This is a genomic window from Pseudomonas edaphica (assembly GCF_005863185.1).
Classification (GTDB): domain Bacteria; phylum Pseudomonadota; class Gammaproteobacteria; order Pseudomonadales; family Pseudomonadaceae; genus Aquipseudomonas; species Aquipseudomonas edaphica.
Map to the genome: position 1 here is coordinate 1 of NZ_VBVZ01000172.1, position 10,855 is coordinate 10,855.

Below are 10,855 nucleotides of genomic sequence, written 5' to 3' on the forward strand. Positions count from 1 at the left end.
TGTTTGACCTGACCGACCAATGTGGCCACGGTGTCTCGCGGCGTATCGCCTTCAATGCCCAACGCTTTCATTTCTTCTACGGTCAATGCTGTGCCACGTTCTGCCGGCGCGGCGGGGGTGTCATTGCCGCTGCGCAGCTTGATCACAACGATGACCACCAAGGCGATCATCAAAAGCATCAGCCATTTGAGCAGGCCATTACTGTTCATCGTCAGGCCCTGGAAGGTTGAGCGCCGCATCAATCGGGCTGATCGCTGGTGGCAACGCTTGCTTCAGGTCATGGCCGCGGGTCACCAGGTACAGCGTGGTGGTATCGGATGAGTCGCCCTTGGGGCCAAGGTCGTGATGTTGAAAGGTCGCGCTGATCAGATTGCCTTGCAGTTGCCGTGGGTCCAACGTGAGCCACTGATCGGCGGTATTGGTCAGGCGAATGGCGGTGACTCGGTACTCTTCTAAGCGCCAACTGGCCAATGCTTTAGCACGCAGTGGAAGGCTTGGCAGAAGTGTTTCCAGCGGCAGGTCTGGCTGCACAGTGATCTGCCGCACACCCGGGAGCGCCTCAAGGGCTCGCAACGGTGCATAGAGATTCTGCGCCGCATAGCGGGTCAGCACGACGGGAATGGGTGTTGCAACTGGCTCGGCGCGCTCAACTGATTCGGACGCTGAGGGAATGCTTTCGACAATCCTGATCGGCTCCAGCACGTTGTCATCGTTCTCGACGGTAAACACATCCAGCAGGATCAGCTCTCCGCTGTCGGCATCCTGCAGTTGCAAACGGCTGGGTTCAATTGGCGCAGTGGCGCGCAAATACACTGCGCCAGCCGCGCTCTGCACGCGCAGACGATTGCTGAGTGATGCGGGCACGCCCACCCGTACATTGCGCTCCACAAACACGATACGTTCAGCGCCCACCTGCAGCGGCACATTAAGCGGCAGACGCGCCCAGGGCATGATTTCGAGGGCAAAGCTGGTTGGTAGTGCGACAAACAGCAGCCCGAACAGCCAGCCGCATTTCATGGCGCGTCCCCCTGAGTCACGGAGGACGGCGCGAGCCGCTGTGGCGCACCGTCATAACAATCCAGCGCCAAGCCAAACGGATTGCGTTCCGGGTCGATATCAAGGCGCAGCACCTTGATGGGATAGCGTACCAGCGCCCGTTTGATCTGCTCGCTGCCGTAATACTCATCCACGCTCAGATCCAGGGTCACAACCCAGTCCTGATTCGAGCGGGTTTTGACTCGGCTGAGTGGATCGTCGCCATAACCGCGCCCGGGAATCTCATACAGCCCCCGCACCCGTTGGCGTAATTCGCCCGTGCTGCGTCGCGACTCATAGTCCGCCAGCAAAAAAGTCCGGCAACCGGGCGTCAAATAAGCGGTTAACGCCTGCACATTGCGCAGGTAATCCACTTCGCCATCGGTGGGCCAACGGTTCAGTTGCTGGAAGATATAGAACGTGAAGGCGTACACCGACTCCGGCGGAACTTGCCACCAGGGGCGCGAGCTGCCAGCACGCAGGTCAGGCGGGATATGGATCGTCAGGTCCCGTGGCGCTTGCCACCAGCCCACGCCGAGCATAAAGGCAATCATAACCAGTGCCGTGCAGCCAACCCTCAGTGTTTTGACATGGGCCTGCAAGTGCACGACTTCATTTTTGAACTGACTCATTGCTCACCTCGGCGCACCGTCCAGTAGCCGCTGCGGGTGATCAGCGCCTCGTCGCCAAGCAGGTGCTGCAGACTTGGCCAACGCTGCGCCAGAGACCATTGCAGTTGTCGGTATAGCCAAGTGTCTGGGCGCCCGCGCTTATGGCGGCGCAGCACGCCCCCGCCAATAAAGATGCCCAATGCGATGCAGAGCATGATCATCGACGGGACCATTGCAACGCTGCCTAGCAACCACGCCAACGGAATGCCGCTGACCAACCCCGTCGCGGCACACAGCCCCGTACACAGCCAAAGCTCATCTGCGGTAAGGCCGCGTACAACCACCGGTTGCCGGTTTAAACGATGGGGCAGAAAAAGCACGGCGCCTTCGTTTTCATTGACGCTGAGGGATTGCATAAGCGGGCCTCACAAGACACCGGTGGCGGTGGTGAGCAACCAGATGCCGACCACCAGCAACAGCGCGCCAACGGCCACCGACAAGCCGAACTGGCCCCAGGTGGATCGCCCGGAATGGATCTCCGAGTAGCGCGTATAAGCGTGGTAGCACACGCCGACAAACATTGAGGCGACCACCAGCAAGGCGATCAACATCACGATGTCGTAGGCGTAGTTCTGCATGGTTTCAATGATCCCTTCGCCCTGACCGCGCGAGGGATCTTCCATGGTCGGCAATTTGGCCCAGAGCGCCTGCGGCAGCAGCACTGCAATACAGATAATGCCGAACTGAGGACGACTTAGGGGGCGCATGGACTGCCTCCTTTGCTCACGACAGCAGAAAAAACGTTAGCGCCAGGTACAGGGCGAATACCCGCACTGCAACGGCGAAGAACTGGCGTTGGCTCAGGCGTTGTTCGGCCCAGCCGGCGTAGGAGGTGTTGAGCGCCCAGGCGCTCCACAGCAACAACAGGGCAAACAGCCCCGCAAGTAGTAACCAAGCCAGGTCCGAGGGCGAGAAGCCTGCGCCAGCCTGGAAGGCCGTGAGTTGTGCAGAGCTCATGGGGCAGGATCCTGCTGATCGCGGTAGTCACCGATTAACGCCACAGAATCACGCGGCTGAGCACGCGCCGGAGTCAGGTAGTCCTGGATCCCCTGACGCACACGTTGGATATCCTGCTGCAGACGTTGGTAGTCGAAGTGGTAACGCACGGGCATGACCCGCGCTTGCGCGCTGCTGGATTGCGCCATGCGCTCAATGGCGTCGAGCTGGCGCAGGGCCAAAGCCAGTTGGGTACGCTGTAAGTCATCCGCCGAGAGGGCGGTGAGGGGCGCGAGTAGCAGAGCCACTGCCCAAACGACTAATGCATATAGATTAACCATCATGCTGTTCCCGCAAACGTGTGGGCGAATGGTGCATGGCGAGGCAACCGTTTAGCAGGGGCAATGGGAAATGAGCCCCCACCGGATTGGCGTCTACAGGTGCTTTTTGAAGTTGGCGATGGTGATGCTGGTCATGATCGCCAGCAGCGCGGTCGTGGGGAGGATCAGCAGCAAGGGGCTGATGCTGATAGGCGATGCCAGGTAAGCCGCCCAGGGTAGACCCGCCAGAGGCAGCAGGCATGCTTTGGCGCGATGATAAATAAACCCCGACTCCCGCCCTGCGCCGAAACGTCGAAGATCCCTGCGTACCAATCCGTCGATCAGGCCAACCAGCAGCGCGATCACCCCAAAGGGCAGGCTTAGGTACAGCACGATCAAGCGCACCCCAAATACCAACACCGTAAAAACCGAAGCAATCAGGTAGTTGTTGAGGTAATCAGAGAGCCGTAACAGGTAATAGCGGATATCTCTGGTTTGCGGGCGTACAACACGCTTCCGCTCGATCAGTCCGGTATCGATCAGTAAATGCCGGTACCCGAAGGCAACCCAACGCGCGCCTGCTTGCCCTGGATTGGAAATGACCACGCTGCGGGTAAATCGCTCGGAAAGCTGATTGACTTCAAACGTCAGCATATCCTGGGCGTGCCGCCACCCTTGTTGCGGCCAGAAAAAGGTCATGCTCACGCATTCGATCACAATACTTAGCAGCAGCGAGCCCAGCAGCACACCCAACGCATGGAACGGCATCATTGCGAGCCGCCATAGCAGGCTTTTCGGCGTCGCCGCTGGGCGCTGATCGGGTGGATTCATAGTGGCAGCGGCACGTCGAGGGCAGGCCCCGTTTGAGCCACCCACCAATCATTCGCCGGTGCGTAGCGTTGGCGCATAGCCTCGGTCATGACCTGAAGGTCCTCCGGCATCCGTTCATCGGGATCAGGCACCGGCAATGGCATGCGAATCTTCCACAGCTGACCGCCCTCCAGCAGCGCAAATGCCTGCCCCTTGGGCAGCGCCACCACATGGGCAGGTTCGATCAACGGCACGCTGGTGGTGGTGATGCGATCGTGGGTTGTCGAGGTAAAAGCGGTTTGGCCCTGGGGGTCAGAGCTGTCGGTGGTGCCACTCATGACCTGGGTGCTGTACACATCAACTTTGGGCAACTGCTTGGTCAGCAACTCCGCGGTGGCAGTCTCTCGCACCCGCAGCATCACCAGGTTATTGAAGTTACCCACCACCTGGCCGGCCTTGGCGCGGTTGCCAATACGCGCCTCGATATCACTCAAGGTCTGGGTATAAGCGGTGACCTGAATCCCCGCACCACCGCCCTTGTTGACCATGGGAATAAACTCATCGCCCATCAGCTCACTGAATTCATCAGCATGTACATTGATCGGAATTTTGCTGTTGGCCGACGCGCCGGGCAGGCCATCGTCCACGCCAAATTTGTAGAGGTGCCCGGCCACCGAGACCAGGTCGGAAAACATCGAGTTACCCACTGCCGCCGCGACTTCCGGGTCGGACAAGGCATCCAGCCCCACATACACCACCGCGCGTTTGCGGATGATCTGCATCCAGTCGAAGATCGGACGAGAGTCCTTGAAGTCCGCATAGTCCGGTGCGAGTAACTGCGCGATATTGCCGGTGGTGAGTTTTTCCAGCAGTGGCAGCAGTGAGGCGACGATCTTATCGAAGTAGGTGCGGTCGTAACGTACGGCAGAGCGCAGGCCGTCCATCACCGGATCATACAGCCGCGCTTGGGACAGATATTGCTCGATCGCCACCACCCGCCGTTCGCGCCCGAGCATATGGCGCGGGGTGTTTTTCTCGTTCAACCGTGCTTCCAATTGTACGATCGCGTCCCAGGCCTTGGGTTCGTGCTTGGTAAAAAACTGAGCGGCGTACTCGATAAACAACGCATCGATATTGATCACATGCCGCTGAATCAGCAGATAGTCCGGCCGCTGTCCCAGCTCCACTAGGGCGCGAGCGATGATATTGACGAAGCGCCAGGCAAACTCACGAAACGCGGCCGAGTTACCTTCGCCGGATAGTTGCCCGGCGATGCGTGATGCGACTTCGGTGATACGTCCAAAGCGGCCGATCGCGTTATAGCGTGCCGAGATTTCAGGATGGCCCAGGTGGAAGATGTAAAACTCCCCCAGTCGGCCTGCGCGCTTGGCTTCAATGTACAGGCGTTTAAGCAGTTCGGCGTCGCCCTTGGGGTCAAAGACGATACAGACCTCACCACGGCGAATATCCTGAGTGATCAGCAATTCGGCGAGCCGGGTTTTGCCCACGCGCGTGGTGCCCAGTACCAAGGTGTGGCCAACCCGTTCGGCCAGCGGCAGGGTTACATCCACTTCATGCAGCGCTACGCCATGCAAGCGTGGCAGTCCGCCCAGAGGCGGAAGTGGCCGGATTGGATTGAGTGGGCTGTCCCAGCTTGTCAGCCGGCGCAGCAGATTCAGGGGGAAGGGTGCATGTTCGAGCCGCGACTCCAACTGCCTTGCGAGTTTATACAACGCGGCGGGCTCAACATATCGACGAAACTCCGGCCGGTAGGTTTGCAGCAGGCGATGGGTGTGGCGCTGGTCCCAGCGAAAACCACGACCAAGAAACAGGCGCGAATGGCTCACTGGAATGTCTCGGCTGGTCATCACATAGCGCGGTAGCCGTCGCAACTGACGGCGATAGCGCAGTACCACCTGAGCTTGCCTGAAACGCACGCTGCCCAAGGTGGCAAAAGCCAGTGCCGCTGCGGCGCCCAGGGTTGGGCTTAGTGCCAGTGACCACGGGGCGATGAGGCTAAGCGCTGCGGCCGCACTGCACGCGGCCACGCTGTAGAGCTCCACGGCGGGTCGTAGCAGCACTTCAACCGGATGACGCTGGGCCATGTTATTGCTCGATCGCTTCTGCAGTGATCAAGACCGGATAGTGTTGGAGGTTGAGCCGTTGTGCCAGGTCATCGGCAGAGACGGGCGATAGGATCAGCTCCGGCGCCAACTTGCGTAGCTGGTCGAGGGCGGTGGGTGAGTCGACATTGACTACCAGCCCTACGGCATTCAGTTCATGCAATGTCGGATACAGTCGTTGCAGCCATGCTTGAGAGCGCGGGTCGTCACCAATCAGAAACAGTGGGGGAAGACCTGGCGCATCCAGGGTGCGGTGGTCGACGTCGCCGGGGCTGAGTAGGGCAGAACGTACTGGTAGCATGTCCGCTTCGCTAAATGGGGCGGGTTCTTCCGCCCAGGTGAGGCCGCACAGGGTTGGCACCAGTAACAGCAGCACTTTCGTGTCAATCATCGTGCGGCACTCCTCTCGGATGTTTCATCGGTCAGCTTCGCTAGGTGTCGGCTGACGCGGGCGCGGTAACGCTCTGCGATTTCTCCGCCCGCGGGGCGGTGATAGCGGCCCGCCGCCGCAAGCCAGCTTTCTCCTGGGCGGTACTGGTCTCGCAGGATTGAGGCGGCGATAGCCAGGTTGCGATACGGATCCAGCAAATCGCAAGGGCGTTGATAGTGATGCTGCTGATAGCCCAGGTTGAGTTGTGCAAGCCCTGCATCGATGCGTGTTGGCGCAGTGTTTTGTAGCGAGGATTGCAGCGCAATGCAGGCCTGGGCGCGGGTTGGATAGTAATGTGGGGCACCGGCGATATTGAGGGTCCAGGGCCAAGGGACAGTCGTGCCTCGCAGGGAGATACCGCTTTCCTGCAAGGCGATGGCATACAACACCTCGGCGGGAACCCCAACCACGTGTGCGGCAGTTTGATAAGCCGGTGGCAAGGCTTTAACTGCAAGTGTCCAGCCGCTCACCAGCATGCACATTACCAATTGGCTCAGCCTCACTGACGTACCCATTGACTATCCACCCGGTGAACAATGGCGGGTAATTCGCCAGCAACGCCCAGCGACTGCCAGCGGCCGTTGTCATGATTGAGCGTGATACGTCGGTCACGGACTTTACTCGCATCAATACCCGCTTCCAGGGCCCATTGGCGAATCCGGTGGTCATCCTGCTGGCTGTCCACCACATACACGTCAAACGCGCTGTTGGTGGCTTGCAGCCGCTGCACCTGTTGTTCGCAACGGCGGCAGTCTGCCCTGACAAATACCGCCAGGCGTTCTGCCGCTTGAAGCGGCGAGACGAGCGGCGGCATCTCTACCTCAGACAGGTTTATCCGCAGTTGCCCGGGGAATTGCTGCGCCCAGGCATCGTCGTAAGCACGCTGATAGGCCAGCAGTTTTTCGACTCGCGTCGCTTCAGTCTGCACTTGCAACAGGGCATAGCGTTGGCGCTCCTCGGTCGAACGGGCCTCGATACCCAGGGCGCTCAGCGGGTCAAGGTTGGGCGAGTAGATACCGAGTGGGCCCTGCATCAACTGACGGTAGCGGTCCCACTCCTCAACACTGAGCTGCCAGGCTTGCGCCAGTTGCGTTTCGCTTAACGGGACAAAGCGTGATGGCTGGTTTGAGCTGTCGATTGCCCGGACGCTTTGAACCTCCGCGTCGGCGGTTAGCGCGACCAGCAACGCTACGATCAATAACCGTGGCATGCATACCCCCTAAGGCACCGGCAGGCGTCGGATAACGCCATTGATACGGAAAGCTGCCGTGGAGGGCTCCAGTGCTTCCAAGGTCCAGCGCTCATGGGTATCGCCGACTCGCAGGAGCTTCGTTTGCTCCAGCGACAGGGCGTTGTGTGGCGTGACTGCTAGAAAGCGTTCAGCGCCCCGCAACTCCACTCCAATAATCTGGAACGGTGGAGGGATTGCAGCACGGGGGCGTTGCTTAGAGGCTGGTTGAGGTTTGGGCTCAGCCAGTGTGGAGACAGGGGCGAGCGGCAGGTCCTCCAGGCGCTCTATGCGTTGTTCCAGATCCCGCAACGCTTGCATGGGCACACGATCTTCCAGGGCTTGAGCAATGGTTGTGACTTTCGCCTTAAGGTCTTTTCGAAGTGCTGCGACATCATCAGGACTGGCAGTTGGAGGCTGAACGGAGGGGATTTCCAACTGACTCAGGCGCTTCTGCAAAGTCTGGACTTCGGCTTGCGACGCAAACCGGTTCGAAGCAGCATGTTGGATGATGAGCGCTGCACTCATCGCCAAGCCCCAAACGACAGCCACTGCGCCAAGCAGATGCCATTTATTGATCGCGAGGCTCATGACAATCGTCCTAGCGGAATATCGGCGACGGGCGCAAAACAGATACGGCGTTTGCCGTGGTCGGCCTGCACGGTCCAGGCCGGCCCGATCAATGTTTTCAACCCATCCTGTAGGCGTATCGGCCCCAATCGATGGTGAGCCGCCGGCAACGGCAATTCATACAGCACGGCCGATTGAGGGCACTGATCTCCCAGTCGAAAGCCGGACACGCGCAGCACATAACGCAGCGCATCGCCAACCGTCAGGTTCCAGCCGGACGGCAGCGTAATATCTATCACCTGCTCCAGCAGCGCCTGCTGAGTCGGTTCCGGCCGAATTTCAATCAAGGTGTAGCGACCAGAACGAATGACGGGGGTAGCGGCTGGCGCCCGCTCCACAACGCTGCCAGGAGCTTCCAGTCGTTCAGCCACCGGTGGCATACAACCGCTGATCAGCAGTATCGATATCGCCATGGCAAGGCTACGCGTCATGGTATGAACCCAGTCAGAGAAAACTAAGCCCAGCATGCGCAAGATGCAGTAGTACGTTTGCTCACAAACCGTAGTCGCCGCCGCCCTGATTACCCGTGCAACAAAACGGCCTCCGAAGAGGCCGTCTGGTGAGCACTATGCGCATCAATATTCTTCCGGCAACAGAAGCGTGGTGATGCTGCGATCTGCTTCGTTGATGATCCACAAACGGATCTCATCCGATATTTGGTACGAAGAGAGAATCCGATTGCCGTGGATCAGCGCGTCAGCGTTGGTCTGGCGATCTTCTTCGCTGATATCACCCCAGTCACCATGAAGGTGCCGGAACAAATACTCCAAGGGTTCCAATTGACCGCTGCGCACCAGCGCCTCGACGCCTGCGGTCATACCGACGATGCCAAACGACAGCGTAGGATCGTCTTGCACAGTATTGAGTAAAGACATGACAAACCTCCCGAGAGCTACTTCAGGCTCTGCTAATAAAGGGATTGAGGATCAAAAAGACGCACGAGTGGCGTCTGGTAGAGGGGTATCGGCGCTGGCGTCCGAAGGCTGTTCGGCGGCTTCTTCGCGAACCTTGGGTTCGGCTTTGTAAACCTCGACGCCATCGATCTTGATCCAGCTGACAAACAACAAACGGGCCTTAAGGCTCACACCCTGCTGGCCCGCACGCTTGCCTTTGGCATAAGTGAAAACATCCGCCCATAAATCGCCCAGGCGAAAACCGATCAATACTTTGCGTTCAGCCGCCACGGCCTCAGCGCAACGACGAATCAGATCCTGAGCCTCGGCACCCGACACCCGCACGTCGAAACGGCAGTAGTCCACATCGGTGCTAGGGCCCGTCAACGCGGCGATATCGCAAGCGAGAAAGGGTTGGCCTTTTTTCGGGGTGATTTCCCGAATGCGGTTGAGATAACCCAGGCCGGTGATATGCAGGTCGAAGTAACTGGGTTGAGTGGTTTCAGTGGTCATTTCGTGCCTCCAGAGGATGAGCAAAAAACGAGACACACCGACCCCTGAAGGGAGGTGAGTCCCGTTGGGGTTGTGGATCGTGAGATCTGGATAGGAGAGGGCATCCATCATCAAGGAGCGATGAGCGTTCGCGCGGGGGACGCAGTGAGCGAACTGGCGAGGTCAGCGCCGCAGGAGCGGCGGCGTAGCCTTGAAGACCGGGGCTACCTGGGCATGTTGCTAACAAACGTCAGCGCACATGGGCGTAGCATGAGCTGGTCGTGCGATTGTCGTCGTTCTTAAAGTGGATCTATCGTCAGTCCGACTTTTTATGCATATGTGTTGAAGGCGAGATTTTCTACAGCTACCAGTCAAAAGAATCATCAGTAGCTTGTGCACGAGTCATAACTTAAATCAGTTTTTAGGCCTGGTTAAGTTTTAGCGTGAGGCCATGAATCTATAATACTCCGTCGCCGGGTTGGCGCGTCTCGGTGGAACTTCGATGCGATGTTTTGTCCTCAAGGATGTGGCACACGCCTGCCGACTCATTCGGACACCGAGTAGCGCAGCCGTCCTGGGTACTGTTCCTTTGAATTGAGACCTTATCGGGGAAACGGCCGAGTTTCCACATACGCGATAAGATTGGGTCAAGGGTCATGCGCTCACAGAGACTCTTATTATCTTGCGCATACAAGCCAGAAACGCTTTTTATACGCTCCTGCAGAGTCACCAGAGCCGAGTTGCCACTTACCCTGAAATCGTACTGAAGGGTGGCGAGCGCTGGAAGAAATAAACCCACAAGTCGACTGTTGTTATGAATAGAAAGGTCACCACAGAAATCATCATGGTTCCGACAAGCCAGTCCAACGGAGCCCAGGCCAGTCATTACTATTTGCCACATCGCAGTATTGGACACGATCCGCAGCCCTCGTCCTACCTCTTGCAGTTTATAAAGCGTCAGTGACTTTAACTGCGTGTTGAGCTCCAGGGTGAAGTCGCCGCCTATACGTTGCAGAGCGGGCAGGTCCACCGAGATGACGTGCTCTGCATCTCCAGCGGGCTGCGACGCACCGAGCTGAGGATTACGCGTGATGGCGAGCGATCCGTCCGCTGCAGTCAGTGACGGCATCCAAAGGGCTAAAAGTTTTGCGTTATCGGCTATTTCGACTGAGCCGCCCACTGTTTCAAGCGCTGGAAATGACAGCAAGCTGGCCTTCGTGTTGTTCAGCACGATATTGCCCGTGACCTTTCTGAGGTAAGGCAAAATGATGGACGCACTGGAGACAC

General features: G+C 58.5%; 16 protein-coding genes and 1 pseudogene. All 17 read right to left on the reverse strand.

The genetic code is table 11. The features are described 5' to 3' along the window. A pseudogene (locus FEM54_RS13590) lies at positions 1 to 209 on the reverse strand (TIGR03752 family integrating conjugative element protein); the annotation flags it as partial. After that, positions 199 to 1,017, reverse strand: a complete 819-nt coding sequence (locus tag FEM54_RS13595) for a TIGR03749 family integrating conjugative element protein (protein ID WP_138451375.1) — start codon at positions 1,015 to 1,017, stop codon at positions 199 to 201. The pseudogene FEM54_RS13590 and the gene FEM54_RS13595, both read right to left, overlap by 11 nt. Next, on the reverse strand, positions 1,014 to 1,667 hold the full coding sequence (locus FEM54_RS13600) for a PFL_4703 family integrating conjugative element protein (RefSeq protein ID WP_138451377.1): 654 nt from the start codon (positions 1,665 to 1,667) through the stop codon (positions 1,014 to 1,016). The genes FEM54_RS13595 and FEM54_RS13600 overlap by 4 nt, the downstream gene beginning before the upstream one ends. Further along, the gene (locus FEM54_RS13605; RefSeq protein ID WP_138451379.1) at positions 1,664 to 2,062 is read right to left on the reverse strand and encodes a TIGR03750 family conjugal transfer protein; all 399 of its coding nucleotides are present in this window, start codon (positions 2,060 to 2,062) and stop codon (positions 1,664 to 1,666) included. Before FEM54_RS13605 ends, FEM54_RS13600 begins: the two co-directional genes overlap by 4 nt. Positions 2,063 to 2,071: 9 nt before the next feature. Continuing rightward, positions 2,072 to 2,413, reverse strand: a complete 342-nt coding sequence (locus FEM54_RS13610) for a TIGR03745 family integrating conjugative element membrane protein (RefSeq protein WP_138451381.1) — start codon at positions 2,411 to 2,413, stop codon at positions 2,072 to 2,074. A gap of 16 nt (positions 2,414 to 2,429) precedes the next feature. Beyond that, positions 2,430 to 2,663 (reverse strand): TIGR03758 family integrating conjugative element protein, encoded by a 234-nt coding sequence (locus FEM54_RS13615; protein ID WP_138451383.1) that lies wholly within the window; start codon positions 2,661 to 2,663, stop codon positions 2,430 to 2,432. After that, on the reverse strand, positions 2,660 to 2,986 hold the full coding sequence (locus FEM54_RS13620) for an integrative conjugative element protein, RAQPRD family (protein WP_138451385.1): 327 nt from the start codon (positions 2,984 to 2,986) through the stop codon (positions 2,660 to 2,662). Before FEM54_RS13620 ends, FEM54_RS13615 begins: the two co-directional genes overlap by 4 nt. Before the next feature lie 90 nt (positions 2,987 to 3,076). Beyond that, positions 3,077 to 3,793 (reverse strand): TIGR03747 family integrating conjugative element membrane protein, encoded by a 717-nt coding sequence (locus FEM54_RS13625; protein WP_138451387.1) that lies wholly within the window; start codon positions 3,791 to 3,793, stop codon positions 3,077 to 3,079. Continuing rightward, entirely contained in the window at positions 3,790 to 5,877 is a 2,088-nt protein-coding gene (traD, locus tag FEM54_RS13630) for a type IV conjugative transfer system coupling protein TraD (protein WP_138451389.1), read from the reverse strand. Before traD ends, FEM54_RS13625 begins: the two co-directional genes overlap by 4 nt. A gap of 1 nt (position 5,878) precedes the next feature. Further along, positions 5,879 to 6,286, reverse strand: coding sequence for an integrating conjugative element protein (locus FEM54_RS13635; protein WP_138451391.1), 408 nt, complete (start codon positions 6,284 to 6,286; stop codon positions 5,879 to 5,881). Beyond that, positions 6,283 to 6,807, reverse strand: coding sequence for a transglycosylase SLT domain-containing protein (locus FEM54_RS13640; RefSeq protein ID WP_477749732.1), 525 nt, complete (start codon positions 6,805 to 6,807; stop codon positions 6,283 to 6,285). The genes FEM54_RS13635 and FEM54_RS13640 overlap by 4 nt, the downstream gene beginning before the upstream one ends. Before the next feature lie 17 nt (positions 6,808 to 6,824). Beyond that, positions 6,825 to 7,535: a TIGR03759 family integrating conjugative element protein gene (locus FEM54_RS13645; RefSeq protein ID WP_138451396.1), complete on the reverse strand. Its 711-nt coding sequence runs from the start codon at positions 7,533 to 7,535 to the stop codon at positions 6,825 to 6,827. A gap of 9 nt (positions 7,536 to 7,544) precedes the next feature. After that, positions 7,545 to 8,144, reverse strand: a complete 600-nt coding sequence (locus FEM54_RS13650) for a hypothetical protein (protein ID WP_138451398.1) — start codon at positions 8,142 to 8,144, stop codon at positions 7,545 to 7,547. Further along, positions 8,141 to 8,650 (reverse strand): PFGI-1 class ICE element type IV pilus protein PilL2, encoded by a 510-nt coding sequence (gene pilL2 / locus FEM54_RS13655; protein ID WP_138451400.1) that lies wholly within the window; start codon positions 8,648 to 8,650, stop codon positions 8,141 to 8,143. Before pilL2 ends, FEM54_RS13650 begins: the two co-directional genes overlap by 4 nt. 108 nt (positions 8,651 to 8,758) lie before the next feature. After that, positions 8,759 to 9,058 (reverse strand): hypothetical protein, encoded by a 300-nt coding sequence (locus tag FEM54_RS13660; protein WP_138451402.1) that lies wholly within the window; start codon positions 9,056 to 9,058, stop codon positions 8,759 to 8,761. Positions 9,059 to 9,109: 51 nt separating this feature from the next. After that, complete coding sequence (locus FEM54_RS13665) at positions 9,110 to 9,589, reverse strand: STY4534 family ICE replication protein (RefSeq protein WP_138451404.1); 480 nt, start codon at positions 9,587 to 9,589, stop codon at positions 9,110 to 9,112. A gap of 436 nt (positions 9,590 to 10,025) precedes the next feature. Further along, positions 10,026 to 10,855, reverse strand: an 830-nt coding sequence (locus FEM54_RS13670) for a receptor L domain-containing protein (RefSeq protein WP_205894402.1), incomplete at its 5' end; no start/stop codon positions are given.